General features: G+C 38.0%; 17 protein-coding genes. 7 read left to right on the top strand and 10 right to left on the bottom strand.

Annotated elements, in window-relative coordinates; all coding sequences use genetic code 11:
- Window positions 1-49: 49 nt before the first annotated feature.
- Both CWC11_RS05510 and CWC11_RS05505 read left to right on the top strand, forming a co-directional pair.
- Window positions 50-1,657 carry an NAD(P)/FAD-dependent oxidoreductase gene (locus CWC11_RS05510; RefSeq protein WP_138681865.1) on the top strand — a complete coding sequence of 536 codons (1,608 nt, stop codon included), beginning with the start codon at window positions 50-52 and terminating at the stop codon, window positions 1,655-1,657.
- Window positions 1,658-1,749: 92 nt separating this feature from the next.
- Window positions 1,750-3,249 carry an amidase family protein gene (locus tag CWC11_RS05505; RefSeq protein WP_138681864.1) on the top strand — a complete coding sequence of 500 codons (1,500 nt, stop codon included), beginning with the start codon at window positions 1,750-1,752 and terminating at the stop codon, window positions 3,247-3,249.
- A 36-nt stretch (window positions 3,250-3,285) separates the two neighbouring features.
- Here CWC11_RS05505 and CWC11_RS05500 read toward each other — a convergent pair whose 3' ends face one another.
- Window positions 3,286-4,587, bottom strand: coding sequence for a DEAD/DEAH box helicase (locus CWC11_RS05500; protein ID WP_104644063.1), 1,302 nt, complete (start codon window positions 4,585-4,587; stop codon window positions 3,286-3,288).
- Window positions 4,588-4,885: 298 nt separating this feature from the next.
- Here CWC11_RS05500 and CWC11_RS05495 point away from each other — a divergent pair, with 298 nt between their 5' ends.
- Complete coding sequence (locus tag CWC11_RS05495; RefSeq protein ID WP_138681863.1) at window positions 4,886-5,347, top strand: DUF3015 family protein; 462 nt, start codon at window positions 4,886-4,888, stop codon at window positions 5,345-5,347.
- Window positions 5,348-5,408: 61 nt separating this feature from the next.
- Window positions 5,409-7,229: an Lnb N-terminal periplasmic domain-containing protein gene (locus CWC11_RS05490; RefSeq protein WP_138681862.1), complete on the top strand. Its 1,821-nt coding sequence runs from the start codon at window positions 5,409-5,411 to the stop codon at window positions 7,227-7,229.
- A 55-nt stretch (window positions 7,230-7,284) separates the two neighbouring features.
- Here CWC11_RS05490 and dapA read toward each other — a convergent pair whose 3' ends face one another.
- The gene (gene dapA / locus CWC11_RS05485; protein WP_138681861.1) at window positions 7,285-8,202 is read right to left on the bottom strand and encodes a 4-hydroxy-tetrahydrodipicolinate synthase; all 918 of its coding nucleotides are present in this window, start codon (window positions 8,200-8,202) and stop codon (window positions 7,285-7,287) included.
- Window positions 8,203-8,374: 172 nt separating this feature from the next.
- On the opposite strand from dapA, the gene CWC11_RS05480 reads away from it, so the two are divergent.
- On the top strand, window positions 8,375-9,028 hold the full coding sequence (locus CWC11_RS05480; protein WP_138681860.1) for a DUF6058 family natural product biosynthesis protein: 654 nt from the start codon (window positions 8,375-8,377) through the stop codon (window positions 9,026-9,028).
- Window positions 9,029-9,037: 9 nt separating this feature from the next.
- On the opposite strand, the gene CWC11_RS05475 is transcribed toward CWC11_RS05480, so the two are convergent.
- The 6 genes from CWC11_RS05475 to CWC11_RS05455 all read right to left on the bottom strand — a co-directional run bounded on the left by CWC11_RS05475 (window position 9,038) and on the right by CWC11_RS05455 (window position 13,596).
- Window positions 9,038-9,802, bottom strand: coding sequence for a 2-keto-4-pentenoate hydratase (locus CWC11_RS05475; RefSeq protein ID WP_138681859.1), 765 nt, complete (start codon window positions 9,800-9,802; stop codon window positions 9,038-9,040).
- 132 nt (window positions 9,803-9,934) lie between these two features.
- A complete protein-coding gene (locus CWC11_RS05470; protein WP_138681858.1) occupies window positions 9,935-10,339 on the bottom strand; it encodes a hypothetical protein in 405 nt (134 codons plus the stop codon).
- Between the two features lie 156 nt (window positions 10,340-10,495).
- The gene (locus CWC11_RS22790) at window positions 10,496-10,654 is read right to left on the bottom strand and encodes a hypothetical protein (protein ID WP_165491333.1); all 159 of its coding nucleotides are present in this window, start codon (window positions 10,652-10,654) and stop codon (window positions 10,496-10,498) included.
- 444 nt (window positions 10,655-11,098) lie between these two features.
- Window positions 11,099-11,386 (bottom strand): putative quinol monooxygenase, encoded by a 288-nt coding sequence (locus tag CWC11_RS05465; protein ID WP_138681857.1) that lies wholly within the window; start codon window positions 11,384-11,386, stop codon window positions 11,099-11,101.
- A 65-nt stretch (window positions 11,387-11,451) separates the two neighbouring features.
- The gene (gene dkgB, locus CWC11_RS05460; protein ID WP_138681856.1) at window positions 11,452-12,267 is read right to left on the bottom strand and encodes a 2,5-didehydrogluconate reductase DkgB; all 816 of its coding nucleotides are present in this window, start codon (window positions 12,265-12,267) and stop codon (window positions 11,452-11,454) included.
- A 156-nt stretch (window positions 12,268-12,423) separates the two neighbouring features.
- Window positions 12,424-13,596, bottom strand: coding sequence for an MFS transporter (locus CWC11_RS05455; protein WP_138681855.1), 1,173 nt, complete (start codon window positions 13,594-13,596; stop codon window positions 12,424-12,426).
- 114 nt (window positions 13,597-13,710) lie between these two features.
- On the opposite strand from CWC11_RS05455, the gene CWC11_RS05450 reads away from it, so the two are divergent.
- Together CWC11_RS05450 and CWC11_RS05445 are read left to right on the top strand one after the other, a co-directional pair.
- The gene (locus CWC11_RS05450) at window positions 13,711-14,598 is read left to right on the top strand and encodes a LysR family transcriptional regulator (RefSeq protein ID WP_138681854.1); all 888 of its coding nucleotides are present in this window, start codon (window positions 13,711-13,713) and stop codon (window positions 14,596-14,598) included.
- Window positions 14,599-14,655: 57 nt separating this feature from the next.
- Entirely contained in the window at window positions 14,656-15,684 is a 1,029-nt protein-coding gene (locus CWC11_RS05445; RefSeq protein ID WP_138681853.1) for a metal-dependent hydrolase, read from the top strand.
- Window positions 15,685-15,885: 201 nt separating this feature from the next.
- On the opposite strand, the gene CWC11_RS05440 is transcribed toward CWC11_RS05445, so the two are convergent.
- Together CWC11_RS05440 and CWC11_RS05435 are read right to left on the bottom strand one after the other, a co-directional pair.
- Window positions 15,886-16,851, bottom strand: coding sequence for a sensor domain-containing diguanylate cyclase (locus CWC11_RS05440; RefSeq protein ID WP_138681852.1), 966 nt, complete (start codon window positions 16,849-16,851; stop codon window positions 15,886-15,888).
- Between the two features lie 241 nt (window positions 16,852-17,092).
- On the bottom strand, window positions 17,093-17,359 hold the full coding sequence (locus tag CWC11_RS05435; RefSeq protein ID WP_058550212.1) for a hypothetical protein: 267 nt from the start codon (window positions 17,357-17,359) through the stop codon (window positions 17,093-17,095).
- Between the last annotated feature and the right edge of the window lie 212 nt (window positions 17,360-17,571).

Genomic DNA, 17,571 nt, shown 5'->3' with positions numbered 1-17,571 from the left:
CTTATTGTGAGCGGAAATAAACCCGCTAAGACACCTAAAAGAGATACTAATGATACGTTTAACCGAAATAAAGCTGCCGCTTGATCATAACGAAGATGCTATAGGCCAAGCCATAGTAGATAAACTAAAAATAAAACCTGAGCAATTGCACAGCTATAATGTGTTTAAACGTGGCTACGACGCACGTAAAAAAACAGCTATTTTACTTATTTACACTCTTGATATTGAAGTAGATAACGAAGAAGCGCTCCTTAATACATTCTCTAAAGATCAGCACGTAAAACCGGCGCCCGACACTTCATACAAATTTGTAGCGCAAGCACCTGCCAATATTACCGAGCGCCCTGTGGTAATTGGTTTTGGTCCGTGTGGTTTATTTGCGGGTTTAGTCCTTGCTCAAATGGGCTTTAACCCGATTATTTTAGAGCGTGGTAAAGAAGTACGCGAACGCACAAAAGACACCTTTGGCTTTTGGCGTAAACGCACACTTAATACTGAGTCTAATGTGCAGTTTGGTGAAGGTGGTGCAGGTACATTTTCAGACGGTAAACTATACAGCCAAGTAAAAGATCCAAAACATTATGGTCGTAAAGTTATAACCGAATTTGTAGAAGCCGGTGCACCAGATGAAATTCTATATGTAAGTAAGCCGCACATTGGTACGTTTAAACTTGTTACTATGATTGAAAAAATGCGCGCGCGTATTATAGAGCTTGGCGGCGAAATACGCTTTAGCACACGCGTAGATGACATTCATTTAGATGATGGACAAGTAACCGGCTTAACACTTTCAAATGGTGAAAAACTAGATACTCGTCATGTTGTACTTGCCGTAGGTCACAGCGCTCGTGATACCTTTAAAATGATCCACGACAAAGGTATTTATGTAGAAGCTAAACCCTTCTCTGTTGGCTTTAGAATCGAGCACAAACAATCAATGATTGACGAGTGCCGCTTTGGAGATAACGCAGGCAACCCAATTTTAGGCTCAGCCGATTACAAACTCGTTCATCATTGTGATAATGGCCGCACGGTTTACAGCTTTTGTATGTGCCCAGGGGGCACTGTAGTAGCCGCAACCTCTGAAGAAGGCCGTGTTGTTACTAACGGTATGAGCCAATATTCACGCAGTGAGCGTAACGCAAATAGCGCCATTGTTGTGGGTATTAACCCAGAAAAAGATTTCCCTGGTCACCCGCTTGCAGGTATTGATTTACAGCGTAAATTAGAAGAGCAGGCTTATGCATTAGGCGGCAGTAATTATGATGCCCCTGCTCAGCTTATCGGTGATTTTTTAAAAGGCAAACCATCGGGTAACATTGGCGGCGTTGAGCCTTCATATACACCAGGGATTAAATTAACCGATTTAGGTAAAGTACTCCCGCAGTTTGCTATCGATGCTATACGCGAAGCCATACCCGCATTTAATAAGCAAATTCGTGGTTTTTCAACTAACGATGGCTTATTAACCGGTGTAGAAACGCGTACATCATCGCCTATTAGTATCAAACGCGATAAAAGCTTCCAAAGTATAAATACAACAGGTTTATACCCAGCAGGTGAAGGCGCAGGTTACGCAGGTGGTATTTTATCTGCAGGCATTGATGGTATTAAAGCGGCTGAAGCCGTTGCACTCTCAATGTTAGAAAACGCTTAAACCGGGTTTTTAAGTTATTTACCGAAAAGCCTCACTTTGTGAGGCTTTTTTGTGCTAAATGTATAACAAATAACAATTAGCGGCTTAATAGAATGACCAAAACAACCATTATTTCTTTAATTTGTGTGCTTTGTGTATTTAGTGCTAAAGCGAATAATTTAAAAACTATAGAGCAAATTCACGCAGCTTATAAAAACAAAACGACAAATGCACAACACATTACACAAGCTTATATAAACCGAATAGAAAAACTCAACCCACAATATAACGCTGTGATTAATATCGATCCCTCAGCTATTGAACAGGCTAAAGCTTTAGATTTACTCTATGCAAATTCTAAATGGGCCGGGCCACTTCACGGTATACCCGTTCTGCTTAAAGATAACATAGAGACCAAAGGTAAATTACCGACTACAGCGGGCTCTTTGGCTTTAAAAAACAATATTACTAATAAAGATGCTTTTGTAGTTAAAAAACTGCGAGAAGCGGGTGCTATTATTTTAGGTAAAGCAAACTTGAGTGAATGGGCCAATTTCCGATCTTCGTACTCTTCCTCTGGGTGGAGCGCTGTAGGTGGACAAACACATAATGCTCACGATATAACTAGAAACCCGTGTGGTTCTAGTGCTGGCTCTGCAGTGGCCGTAGCACTTAACTTTGCACCAATTGCACTGGGCACAGAAACCGATGGCTCTATTACCTGCCCCGCATCAGTTAACGGTGTATATGCTATAAAACCAAGCATGGGCCAAGTATCACGCAATGGGGTTATTCCCCTTTCAAGCAGCCAAGACACTGTTGGGCCTATGGCTCATACCCTAAAAGATGCGCTACTTGTGCTTGCAGTATTACAAGGCGAAGATAAAAAAGATGTATCAACACATGAGTTTGTTTTAAATTCAAAAGAGTTAACGGCTAAATCAGCACTCAAAATTGGTGCGCTACCAAGTGATAAATTTACCATTCAAACTCAGCAGCTTTATAAAAAGCAATTAAATGCACTTAAACAAGCAGGGCATACCGTTACTGAAATAGAGGTAACTGACAATCTAGATACTTTATTCGCTGATGAATACTACATTTTACTTTACGATTTTAAAGTTGAAATAAATCATTACTTATCTAACACACCAAAAAAAGTAAAAACTAAAAGCTTAGAGGCACTCATTAACTTTAATAATCAAAATAAAGAAACAGAAATGCCCTACTTCGGACAGGATATACTTACTCAATCGCTGGCAATTGATTTAACAAATAAAGATAAATACCAGCGTGTTAAAACACGCTACCGTGCACTGGCTAAATCAGCAATTACTAATTTATATAAAAATAATGATATAGATATCGTTATTGCCCCAACAGTATCGCCAGCGTGGAAAACCGACCTCATTAACGGTGATAATTTTAAAGGCAGCAGCAGCTCTTTGCCCGCAATAGCAGGAAGCACACATATAACACTCCCTGTGGGCAAGGTAAGTAACTTACCGGTTGGGTTATCTATTATTGCTAATATAAACCAAGAGCAAGCTGCGTACACCTATGCTGAAATAATTGATAAAACACTTTCATTAAATACAAAAAAACCTGAGTAAACTCAGGTTTTTTTTAATTAAAATTCGCGTTTTAGCTTACTTTTTAAGGGTAAGCTTGGCGCCTTTTAAGCTTTTACGTACATTTGAAATACGCGAGCGATTTACAGCACGTGCTTCGCCTGTTGCTTGCCCTGTAGGCTTATTAGTACGGCTACGGCGTAAATGCGCTGGTTTTTTACCAATTTTATCAATAAGTACTTCACGGTTACTTACTTCGTAACCCTCTAAATATACACGCTTAATTTTTTGACCAATTAACGCTTCGATTTCAAATAAAGTATTTTCTTCTTCACGGCTTACAAATGAAATTGCTTGGCCTTGGTTACCAGCACGACCTGTACGGCCAATACGGTGTACGTAATCTTCTGCAAGCCACGGTAAATCAATATTAATTACACGTGGGAGGCCATCAATATCAATACCACGTGCTGCCACTTCGGTTGCCACTAAAACACGTACTTTGCCTTCTTTAAATTCACGAAGTGCACGTCGGCGGTTACCTTGCGACTTATCGCCGTGGCATACAGTGGCAGGAATACCGTCAAGGTTAAGCTCTTTTACAAGCTCATCGGCTGTTTCTTTCATGTTTACAAACACAAGTACTTGCTGCCAGTTCTTTTTACCAATCAGCTCTGAAAGAAGCTCTTGTTTACGGCGCTCTTCTACTGGGTACACAACGTGCTGAACGGTACTTGCTGTGCTATTAGTTTGATCAACACGCACAATCTCAGGCTGTTTTAATACTTTAGAAGCAAACTGTTTAATCGCAGCTGGAAACGTAGCCGAGAAAAGTAAAATTTGACGCTGCTCGTCACAGCTTTTAATAACACTTTGCATATCTTCAATAAAGCCCATATCAAGCATACGGTCGGCTTCATCAAGTACTAAATGTTTAACGCTTGCAAGGCTTAAATTACCTAAACGGATATGATCAAGTAAGCGCCCAGGTGTTGCAACAACAACATCTACACCGTCTTTTAGTGAATTAGCTTGGCCTGCGGTATTAACACCACCAAACAAGCTCACTACTTTTAAAGGTGTGTGTTTTGCGTAAGCTTTAAAGTTATTAGCTATTTGCTCTGCAAGCTCACGAGTTGGCGCAAGTACTAATGCACTTGGTGCATTCGTTGTGCTGTGCTCTGATTCAAATAATTTTTGGATGATAGGTAAAGCAAACGCTGCCGTTTTACCAGTACCAGTTTGGGCACTTGCTAAAACGTCTTTACCTTTACGGACAGCCGGAATAGCTGAACGCTGAATGGGCGTAAGGGTGTGGTAATTAAGTTCGTCTAACGCCTGAATAAGTTCAGGGGCAAAACTAAAAGATTTAAAATTCATGCTGTATAACCTGCGGCCACATTATCAAGGGTCGCAAATTATACAGTAAAAATGAGTCAACAGTTAGTTTTAAACAATATTACTAATTAAATATTTTGTTTTGTTGAATCACAAAGCCATTGATTTAAAAACATCTTCGAATTAATGCTGTAAAGCCAGATTAAAATCAGGCCTTACCCTCATTTAATTTAACAAAATATACTTTTCATTAAATTCATAAGAAGTATTATTGCACTAAAGCCAAGATATCTATAGAATTCAAGCCCCATTTAAGGGACATATAAATAAGGATTTAATAATGATAAAAAGATGTTTAGCTGCAGCAGTATTAGCAAGTACTTTCGTAGTAACCCCAGCGCAAGCAGATGTTAACCCATGGCAGCAATGTGGTATTGGTGCAATGGTTTTTCCTGATAATGGCACAGCCGCTGCTATCTCAAATGTTATTTGGGATTTAGGTACAACTGCTGTTTCTTCAAATGTTTCATCTGTAGAAAGCTGTAAAGGTGCAAACGTTAAAACTGCACAATTTATTCAACAAACATTCCCAATCCTAGAGCAAGAAATTGCACAGGGTGAAGGCGAGTACATCTCAGCAATGTTAAATGTACGTGGGTGTGATAGCTCAGCTCATTCTCAAATGATCTCAACGATACGTAATGATTTTGCTCAAACATCTGTAAACGATGCTCAGGCTCTTTATACACTTGTTGAAAGCAATATTGCTAGCCAGTTCTCAGCTAACTGTTCTGCAATATAATATATAAAAGGGCTAATTTTAGCCCTTTTAGCCTTTTCTACCCCAAGCACGTTGGGTATTTATGAAAATTTATTCTCTTATAATTTTTATCTTTTTTATTGCTTCATTTAATCTTCAAGCATCTGTAACATTAAAACAATTAGCTCAACATCCCACGTGGTTAAGTTTAGGCCATTACAAAAAACCCGCGTTTAATGAAAGCTATATTACAAACACATCATTTTTTATATCTTCTCGCGGACCAACAAGTCCTTTTGAAGAGCTAAAAGCGACAGTACAAAGCTTTAACAAAGACCCACTAACACAATGTAAATATCCTGCACGATACACCTGGCTAAAAAAACAAGGGTTAACATTTTCGCAGCCTAACTCCTCCTGTATTCAACTAGAACAATGGCGAGATGCGCAACCTATACATTCTATAAGCCTAATATTTGCATCTGGTTATATGAGTAATCCGGCATCACTTTATGGGCATTTGTTGTTAAAACTAAATCGGTCATCGGCCAAAAACAATAAATTACTCGATTACAGCATAAATTATGGTGCTCATGTACCGGATAACGAAAATGGTCTAGTTTATATAACAAAAGGCTTGTTTGGCGGTTATAAAGCAGGGTTTTCAGATCAATTATTTTACCGTCATCAACATAATTACGGTGAAATAGAACTCAGAGATCTTTGGGAATATAAGCTTGCCTTAAAAAATGACGATACAAAGTTTATTGCTAATCATTTATGGGAAATACTCGGTGCGCAATTCGATTACTATTTTGCTGATGAAAACTGCGCGTTTCATATTGCGCAACTAATAGAGCTTGTTATAGGAGAGCAGTTAACAAATAACAACTCGCCATGGATGATCCCAACAACTGTTTTTTCAAAATTAAATCAGGCTACTTATAACAATAAAAAGCTGGTTCAAGAGGTACGCTTTACGCCATCTCGAAGTACTGTTTTTATTGAGTACATGAAAAAGCTGACTGGCAACGAATCAACCATTGCAGAGCAGATATACAAAACACCTGACTTTCTTGAGCAAGATGATTTCATCTCACTCAATATAAAAAGTAAAAAACGAATTATTGAAACATTATTTGAGCTAGTCCAATTACAGCAAATAAAAAAACACAATATTGACCATATTAAAAGCTTAAAAAAAGCACTTATTAAAACGCGTTTAACGCTCCCAATTGGCAATGAAGTGCTCGTTTCATCATATACCCAGCAGGCACCTCACAAAGGACAAAAACCATCAAATATGTCTGTTTCTTCAACTCAGGTAAACAAACAACACAACTTTGGTTTGGGATTTAGACTCAGTTATTTTGACTCTTTAGCGTCAGATGTTGCACGCATTGCGTTTTCCAATTTAGAAATGGTTGATACTGAAGTCTCTATCTCAAGCTCTAATTTGTATCTAGATAAACTGCACTTACTGGATTTAGAGTCATTTTCACCAGCCTATGTTAAATGGCCAAAAGAGAATAACCTTTCATGGAAGGTCAATGCTGGTTTTGAAAGGCAGAATACACTTTGCAAAAGCTGCACAAACACGTTTTTAATGGGTGGAATAGGTAAATCTTATCTGACCAATAATAATAAAACCCTGATCTTTACGCTTGCTAACGGGTATATTGGAGATCTTGCTGCTACAGACGATATTTATGATGCATCGTTAGAACTAGGTTTAATAACAACACTATACTCAGATATTAAATTAAGAGCTTCTCACGAACAATTTATTTTAGAAAATGATGATAAGTCATCAACTCAAGCTGAAATATCAATTCCTATAAATCAAAATTTTGACATTCGCATTAGTTACAAACATTCAAACCTAACAAGCTGGAAACTTAAATTAAATTATTACTGGCAATAAAATCGGCAAAAGTGAAACCGTATAAGCACGTTTCACTTTTTACCTTAAAGCTTAATTAAGATAGTGTTAAAACATCATCTAAACTTAAACACTGCGCTTTCCCGCCAACTACATCAGCTTCATTTAACTGATTTATAAGTGGTAAACCGATTTTTTGCTGCTCATCACTCAGTGGTAAATACGGTAATCTAAATACCGGGTTTACTGCGCCAGTCATCATCATTGCGGTGTTAATAGCAATAGGGTTTGGCTCGCAGAATAACCAGTTCATTAAAGGTTGTAATGAGCTATTTAACGCATCATTTTTAGTATCCATTAATTGGCGGAACAACCCAGGTATAAGATTAGAGGTAACCGATATAACACCGTGTGCTTTGTGTACATGGCGCGCGTCGTGCGCTTCGTCATCGTTACCTGACCAACACGCAATACCTTGCTGCTCGTAGTGTGCAATACGTTCATTGCCGCCACATTCTTTAATACCGATTAGGTTAGGATGCTGTGCTAATGGCTCAATAATATCTGGCGTTAAGTCTTGCCCTGTACGCCCTGCTACGTTGTAAATAAACGCAGGGCCTATATCGAGTACTCTTTTAAAGTGCTCGTTAACACCGGCAATAGACGTACGGCCATAATATGGGTTAATTTGCAGCGCTGCATGCATGCCACTGGCAAAACCATATTTAGTGGCTTTTATTGCTTCGCGTGTATTGTTACTGCCTGTATTACCTACAATCAGTAGCTTATTGCCATACTTGTTTGCACTGTGCGCAATAAGCATTAAATGCTCTTCCCAGTTCATTAACTGGCCTTCGCCGGTTGTACCACCAACCACAATGCCATCTACTCCCGCTGCTATTTGTATTTCAACGAGTTCGTCGTACTTTGCTAGGTCTATTTCACCATTGGCTAAGTACGGGGTTTTAATAGCGGTAATTAAGCTTGCTTGTTTAATTTGTTCTAGGGTGCGCATAAAAATTCATTATTTATAAAACTTGCGCTATTTGTAACATACTTGCACGCATTTTTGCAGGCCTAAGCTAATAATAAACGTAAAATGGCTTGTGTTATTTAGTTTGATAATACAAAATACAAACACTGTACATTTAAACAGTATCTGTATTTTTAACTTTAAGCGAGCCTTTATGCGTTTATCTAACTACTTAGCCACTCATTTTTATAATACCGATGAGCTTTGCCATGCTTTAAATATTGATGCCGAGCAACTAGATACGTGGCAACAACACAGCGTATTTCCTAAGCCAAGTTATTGTATAAAAAGTCAATTAAGTTGCAGTTCGTATTCTGGATTGTATGAGTGTGAGGAATACGATGACTATTATCCGCGCGGTTGCGTAAATTGGGGCCAAGGGCTTATAAAACAAAAGATTGAATCATCGAGTAATGCCTTTAATTATTTTGCACAGCAATATACGGCAAGCCTTACTAAACTTGCTCAGCAAGGTTTTACCTTTAACGAAGAATTGTTTGGTTGTGAAATAGATGAACACCTACAACAAGTATGGCAGCAGTTTTTATGTAGTAAATATGGTGTGCTTACACAAAATGGTTTAATTGACGAAATAGTAAGTGTTGATATTGGCAGATTATTAGTTGACGACATCACTGAGCTGCGCACTAAAGCATCCTTAAATCAACAGGAGCGTACACAGCTACACCCCGCAATGAAGCTATTAAACAAAGCGATAGGCCACGGGGCTGATCACGAAAAACAACAAACCCTACGCACCCGTTACATAGATGCGCTTATTTTAAAATACGATTTGTCTATTAAATAACATTTAAGTTTACTTTGATATAAACGTAGTACTAAAGGCATCTAAACCTTCGTAGCTAATGGTGGTTAACTGATCAGTATTAAGCTCAACCACACCACAATAAGAGCCAGTTATAAACACGTGCCCTGCTTTTAAGTTGATTCCTTTGGCTGATAAGTAATTAACCGCCCAATAAAGTGGAAGCTGCGCAAGTTCGGCAGGGTGAGTACCCGCAAGGTTTAACTCCATCTCAGTTTGCTTAACGTTAATGTTTACACTACTTGCGTTATAAGCTTTGGCTTTATCTATTTGTGGGCCTACATATATGCCTTGATTAGATAAACCATCGGCCAGCTTTTCAATGTGAGTGTTTGGAGTGCTTTCATCAAACCTTTTTTGAATAAGCTCAAGTGCTAAGTGGGCGCTGGCAAATGCAGTATCCACGTCTTCATTTGTATAGGTATTATTACTTGGTAAATCGCTTTGCAAAATAAATGCAATTTCTGGTTCTATCAGCGCTTTATTATTTGTTGTATACAGTGGGCAATTTTCAGCTTGTTTTATAGGTGCATGTAAAAGAGGCGCTAATATAATTGAGCCATCATCTAACGGCAGCATACACTTCCAGCCATATACTGTTTGATCATTTAAATAAATCATCAACTTTTGTACTTCTATTGCATCATCAGTCGAGTCTAGTATTAACTCTTTAGGAAAATTTGAACGTGCTGGATTCTCTTCTCTTTGGGCTAATAAATGAGTCGCAATTAATTTTAGTTGTATTGAGTTATTCACAAAAATCTCTTTAAAGTACGCAACTACTGGTTAAGCAGTAATCGGCAAAGGGGCGATTATTAATTTAAGCATTAATACATCAAGCAAAACGGCTGCATTAAAACTATCTCTAAGGCAAAAATTGGTAATTATTTAAGTATCAATAGATTTAAGTGATCGTAAAAAAAGCCCTAAACCACCAAACGCTAAAATTATAATTACTATTAAATCAAACGAGGTCATTGTACGCATACTAAAACGTACGCTTGATATAACACCAAATATTAAAGCCGTTAATGACCCTAAAGACAGTAACCAGCCTAAAATATTTTTGGAATTATAAAAAATTAAACCCACGCCAAAAATAAACGGGATCATTACCATGCCACCTGTAATGCCAAAACCACCTAATGCATTAACGCTGTAAATACGAGAACTAAGGCCAAAGTTAGAGGTTACCGAGATTGCGTTTAGCAGCATATAAAAGCCACCACACATCATTATTAATCCAATAAAAAAATGCCCTATACCACCAGAGCTTCCGCCTGCACCTTTCATTTTTATTCCTTTTATATTTTTATTAGATGTTTTTACAATGCAATGGTTCTACTTAAATAGTGCTTTTACTTCGTAGCCTCTACATTGAAGCCGCTCTTTATCAACTTTTACCTTACCCATAATAAGAAAAATAAAGTACTTAAAGAGCAATAACACTTAGCGAGTAATTACATGCCAAATCACATAAAACCAAGATAAAAAACCGTGCAAAATTGCCCATATAACAGATTCGTTTTCACTCCACGAAATTGCAATTGCTAACGCCGTACCGAAGGATACACCATATTTTACTATCTCATTTCTTGAGTTTCTCATTATTTATATCCTGAGGTTTTATTGTTTTATATAGTGAGCAACATAGTAACAAATTCAGTTATTAGAACTTAGAGGCTCTTATTACGTCCAATATTTATAACACATCATAATTTTTGAATATTATATTTTATAATCACACAAGTTAACTTTTATATAAACAAGAAATTAATGATGCAGGGAGGAATGTTTTGATAGTTATATATTAGGTATCACTTTAATGTTTTTAAGTTTGTTCTACCGGGGGTTATTTGAAGCCACGCGGGACTGGTAACTGCTCCTGTGTTATCGCCTATTTGTAAGTAGCAACTACATTAAATAGGCTCTACTTTAGCTAAAAACCAATCATATGGCTGCAAATTCAACCTCCAAATATAAATAAGCAGTACAAAAAGGGCGATGTAAAATTACGCCGCCGCTTAAATTAATTGAATCAATTAGTTATACTTAGCCAATAGATTTGTACACATCAATATTACTACTGGTTACTAAGCCTGTTGCTTGTGTACCAAAGGCTTTAAAATGCGGCTCATTTTTATGCGCTTCAAAATGCTCATCAGATGCCCATTGCTCACTCACTAAATAAGTCGTTTGCTGCGCATCACTTCTAACCGATAGCTCATAACGTAGGCAGCCTACTTCTTGGCGCGAGTACTTTTGTAGATTTTCGAGTGCGGTTAATACAACGTCTGCATCAATATTTTTACTCGAAATAGTGGCGATTACCGTTAACATGCTGAGTCCTTTTTAAAAAATAAAGGTGCAGATTTTCTGCACCTAATGTCATATTGCGTATTTTATTACTGATCCCACTGCGGCGCAAAATCTGGCGTTGCTTGGCGGTCGCCGCAATCAAGGCCATCGATACGGGCAATGTCCTCATCATCTAACTTAACGTGGTCGTTAAAGTTATCTTCTAAGTTTTTACGCTTAGTTGATGATGGAATGGTTGTCATGCCATTGGCGTTTACCCATGCAATAACCACCTGCGCTGGCGATGCATCATGTTTATTGGCAATATCAATAATCGTTTGGTCTTTAAGTACTTTACCTACTACAAATGGCATATACGCAGTCACGTGTATATCGTGCTGAGCACAAAATGCGCGCAATTTAGTATTAGTTAAGTATGGGTGAACCTCAACCTGATTGGTAAATATTTCACGCGAGTCAAGCGTTTGCATTGCTTCGTTTAAGTTTGCAATGGTAAAGTTTGATACACCAATGTGTTTAGTTAAACCAAGCTGCTTAGCTTTTAATAACTCAGTTAAGTATTCACTCATTGGCTCATCATTTGAAGGCGCAGGCCAGTGAATAAGCAGTAAATCAACCGACTCTACTTGTAGCTTTTCAAGCGATTTTTTTACACTGGCAATAAAGTCAGTTTTATTGAGTTTATTGTTCCACACTTTGGTGGTTAAAAATATTTCGCTGCGCGGAATGTTGCTGTCTTTTATGGCTTGGCCTACTTGCTCTTCGTTACCATAAATTTGCGCAGTATCGATATGACGAAATCCTACTTCTAACGCCATTTTTACTGAATTGTAGGCGGTGTCGCCTTCTAAACGGAATGTTCCCATACCTAAATCTGGCATTTCAATTACACGTTGTGTCATGGCTCTATCCTTATAAAATAATCGGTTAAAAACAAGCTCTTTTAAAGCTTTACAAAATACACCTTTTACTTCTTTTGTGTCGTCACTTAAAAATCTATGACCTCAATACAGGTAATGAGGCCATTAATTTAAGTTTCAACCTTAACAGAAGATAGTTTACGCTTGCTGAACTTCTCGCTTATCAAGCATGCCACTGTAACGGGTTGCTATTAATGCTAAAGCAGAAATTGCTGCGCCTATCCATGCGGTGTCTTGTAAGGTCATGCTCTCTACTACACTACCGCCAATAATTGAGCCCAGTGCTATACCAATATTAAATGCCGCTATGTTCAAGCCCGATGCGACATCTACCGCATTAGGAGTGTGCTTTTTAGCTTGTTTTACTACATAAAGCTGCAAGCCTGGTACGTTACCAAATGCAAGTGCCCCCCATATTAAAATAGTTAGTACAGCGGCTACTTTTGATTCCATGGTAAAGGTGAAAGCCAATAAAATAATTATTAACGCGCTAAATATAATACTCAGTGCGCTAATTGGGCCGCGTTTATCGGCCAATTTCCCGCCCCATATATTACCAACCGCTACCGACACACCATAAACCAGCATTATTAAACCAATAGCTGATGGTTCAAAGCCAGTTTGCTGCTCTAATATAGGTGCTAAATAAGTAAACGCGGTGAACGTACCGCCGTAGCCTAATATAGTCATTAAATAAACGAGCAATAAGCGCGGCTTAACAATAACCTGAAGCTGCTCTTTAAATGTGGCCGGAATAGACTGTTTTAAGTTTTTTGGTACTAAAATAGCGCTACCAATTAGAGCAATTAAGCCCAGTAGCGACACTACTAAAAACGTTGCACGCCAGCCAAAGTGTTGGCCAATCCATGTACCTAACGGCACACCCGTTACAAGTGCAACAGTAAGACCAGTAAACATAATCGCGATAGCGCTGGCTTCTTTATCTTTACTTACCAAGCTTGTGGCAATCATAGAGCCAATTGAAAAAAACACCCCGTGAGCTAGGCCTGTTAGTATGCGTGCCAGTATGAGTGTTTCGTAACTCGGCGCTTGCCATGCAAGTAAGTTTCCTACTACAAATAAGCCCATTAAGCTTATTAATACAATTTTACGGTTCCATCGCCCGGTGAGTGCAGTAAGTACAGGTGCACCAATGGCTACACCTACCGCATACAAACTCACCAGTAAACCCGCTGAAGGTAGGCTTACGCCTAAATCGTTTGCAATGGTAGGTACTAAGCCTACTATTACAAACTCGGTTGTTCCTATTGCAAATGCGCTTAAGGTGAGCGCCCACAAAGCCAGTGGCATAGTTAAATCCTCGTAATTAGTTTAGGCATGCAGTTTGACCAAAAAAGCATTTGCAAAAAATAGCATTAGTGACAAAATACTTTTGTAATTAATGCAAAAGTAAGGTGCTAACGTATGGCTCAACATGCCAAAACAGAAGACTTAGAAATGTTTTTAACGGTGGTTGATAGCGGTAGTTTTTCTGCTGCGGCTAATTTGCTTGATCAACAAGTAGCTAAGGTGTCGCGTGCGGTGTCTCGCCTTGAAAATACACTGCAGTGCACTTTATTAAACAGAACAACACGCAGATTAGAGCTTACTGAAGAAGGCCATACTTTTATAAAATATGCACGTGATGGCTTAAACACTCTGCAAACTGGCGAAGAAGCAATTAAGCTTTTAAAGCAGGCGCCTAGCGGTAAGTTAAGAATAGATGCAGCAAGCCCGTTTGTATTACACCAATTAGTGCCGCACATTGATGAATTTACAAAGCAATACCCGCATATCACGCTTGATATAACCTCCCACGACAGCATTATTGATTTGCTAGAACATAAAACCGACTTGGCCATTCGCATTGGAGATTTGAAGGACTCTAACCTGAACGCTAAAAAGCTCGGCGTTAGTAAATTATATTTAGTAGCAAGCCCAGCCTATTTAAAAACTGCGCCAGGTATTTCAAAAATCAGTGACTTAAACCAACACAAACTTATTGGCTTTACAGACTCCCCTAAATTAAATAACTGGCCGCTAAAATCCACTACTCACTTAAAGTTTAGTTTAATGGCCAGTAGCGGTGAAACCGTGCGCCAATTATGTGTAGCAAACCAAGGGGTTGCATTGCTTTCGCGTTTTATGATTGGTGATGATTTAAAAACAGGTAAGTTAATAGAAGTACTACCTAATAGTATAGTCACACCTAATAATCGTGAGGTTGTGCAAGCTGTTTATTATAAAAATAGCGCGGTATCGTCGCGCATTGTCGCGTTTTTAGATTTTATAAAGCCAAAGCTTTCATTATAAGTGACGCATTTGGGCGTTAAGTTAGTATAAACAGTATTATAAAAACAAAGGGACACTATGGACTCGTTAACGCAAATAGTACTTGGCAGTGCTGTAGGCCATGCCGTTTTAGGTAATAAAGTTGGCCGAAAAGCCGTTTTATGGGGAGCAGCCCTAGGGACTTTACCCGATTTAGACGTATTTATACCTTACGGCGGCCCTGTTGAAGCGTTTACTTACCATCGTGGTTTTAGCCACTCTTTATTAATACATTTATTAATTAGCCCACTCATTGTTTGGCTTATTTTAAAAGTACACACCGGCATGCAAGCTTATAAAGCACGTTGGTTTTGGCTGGTATTTTTGTGTTTATCTACCCATGCCTTACTCGATAGTTTAACCGTATATGGCACACAGTTACTTTGGCCTTTTACTGAGCACCCCTTTGCTATTTCAAACATGTTTATAGTCGACCCGCTCTATACGCTGCCCTTATTATTTGGTGTAGCTTGTACATTATTGCCAAGAATAAATAGTACACGTGCATATAAAGTAAACACCACAATGCTTGTACTTAGCAGTTTGTATTTATGTAGTTCACTCATTTTAAAAGTAATTATTGACGATAAAGTAACGACGGCCCTTTCTGACAGGCAAATAAAAGTTAACAATTATATAAGCACTCCTGCGCCACTCACTACATTGTTATGGCGTGTAGTCGTTATGTCTGATGGGCAATACTACGTAGCATATGCGTCGGTATTTGATGAGCCAAATGAGGTTACAATAAATGCCTATAACACCACGCCCTCATTATTAGATAATATAAATAATGAGTGGGGCATCAAACGCTTGCAGTGGTTTACTAAAGGTTTTTACAACGTACGCCTGCAGCAAAGTAATATAATACTTTCTGATTTACGAATGGGTATGGAGTGTAATTATGTATTTAACTTTCTTGTGGGAGAAAAAACCGATTTAGGCGTGAACGTGGGTAACTTTGAAAAAATAAGCCAGCGCTCTAATTTAAGAAGTATGAGTAAAATATGGGATAGAATTTGGAACCCAAATGTCTCTTTAGTGGCTAATAGATGCAGCAATAAATAACTATTCAGCTTAAACTTTATTTACCAAATAAAATTTAAGCTCAATAGACCTAACTTATCAGGGGTTACTTATTTTTTGAGGTTAAATTTACAGCTGAGCTATATGTATTAAGCAAATCAGTGACTATGTTGTGTGATTATTTACTATCAGTTGGCTTTCACGCAGCATATAAGCTAAACATGCTCTGCCCTTTAGTTTTATTTAAGAGGGGTTACACTGCTTTTTTTGTTTATACATTGCGGTATCAGCATCTTGAATCATTTCGACTATTGTTTTATCAGTATCGTATTTAAAGTTTACAAGCCCTAAGCTGTAATCAATATTATATGGCTTATTTAAAACATTATTAGTTTGCTTAATAGCCTCAGCAAAGCGCTGTAACACATCGTTTGCTTTTTTTTGATTTGAATCGCTTAGCATCGCTACAAATTCATCACCGCCTAGGCGCCCTATTACTTCACAATCACAAAATGAACTAAGCATAATTTGCGCAAATGTGCTTAATACAAAATCACCTTCGTGGTGTCCATACACATCATTAATTTGCTTAAACTTATTAAGATCAAACAATATTAAAGACATTGATACCTTATTTTGCTTACAGCGGTTTAATGTGTACTCTGCAAGGTTTAAAAACCCACGCCGGTTAGAAATTTTAGTTAGCTCGTCAATGGTAGCCAGCTGAATTGATTGTATTTCTTGCTCAACTAAAGTGCCTAAGTCTTTTAGTAGCTGTTTTTCTTCATCACTGAGGTTTCTAGGTTTATTATCAGCAAGGCACAGCGTGCCTATTACCACTCCCTGTTTTAACTTTAATGGGAAGCCCGCGTAAAACCTAATTTTAGGATCGCTAATAACAAAAGGGTTATCAAAAAACCGCTCATCAATTGACGTATCAGGAATTATTAACAATTCATTTTGATTAATTGTGTGTCCGCAAAAAGAAGACTCTCGCGGGAGCTCACATACATCTAGTCCTTGCCTTGATTTAAACCACTGACGGTCTTCGTCAATCAAAGTAACTAAAGAAATAGATACATTAAACATCCGTTTGGCAATACGAGTAACACGATCGAAACGCTCTTCGTGCGCGGTATCGAGAATCCGCAGCGCTCTTAATGCATGTAATCTTTCTATTTCGTTACTTGGCGTATCTGGTTTAATCATTAGAGGTCTATTAATTATTAATATAAATTGAGGTGAATTTTTATTAGCCGATAAATAATCTAACTCTTTAAAATTAGAGCATTACTTAAAAATAGCAATAATTGAAGTGAGATAAATCAATACAAGAAAAACCTAAAAAGAAACCAGTAATTAACGCCAATTACTAATGTAAGGTGGTAAATTTGGAGCATTTAGTAGCTAAATAAGAATCGTTAAATAGCCACTAAATTTTTAATCTGTCTTAATTTTGGTGTTCGTATTGGCCGCGGTAAACCTCAAATACTTTTAGCACTGTGTGTTGCTCTTTTGTTAGGTTGTCAAACCAGTCGTCAAACAACTCATCATCGTCCTGCTCACTAAGCGCCATATATCGTGCTAGTAATTCTACAATATCGTTATGATTGCATGTTAAAGGATTTACTTGTTGTGCTAAGGCACTATGGTCACGCTCTCTAAGGGTTTCCATCACCCCTTGATCAATTTGTTCTTGTTGTATTGCGTCGCTCATACATAACCTCTGTAATAACTTTTTAACCGTTTTTAACTCTTAAATATAGTTATAACAGCCTAAACAGCAATAGCCAGCATTTTTGATTCAAGTGCCTATTTTTTGATTTGTTTGCGCAATTAGCCAGCAATCACGGCCTTTTTGAGGAACATACACACTTGCAATGCAAATTTAAATACGTTAAATTAAATGATATATTATCACATATCATT

Source organism: Pseudoalteromonas sp. S3178, from assembly GCF_005886985.1.
GTDB classification, from domain to species: domain Bacteria; phylum Pseudomonadota; class Gammaproteobacteria; order Enterobacterales; family Alteromonadaceae; genus Pseudoalteromonas; species Pseudoalteromonas carrageenovora.
Note: the sequence above shows the minus strand (reverse complement) of the source record. Positions and strands in the feature narration are given on the sequence as shown.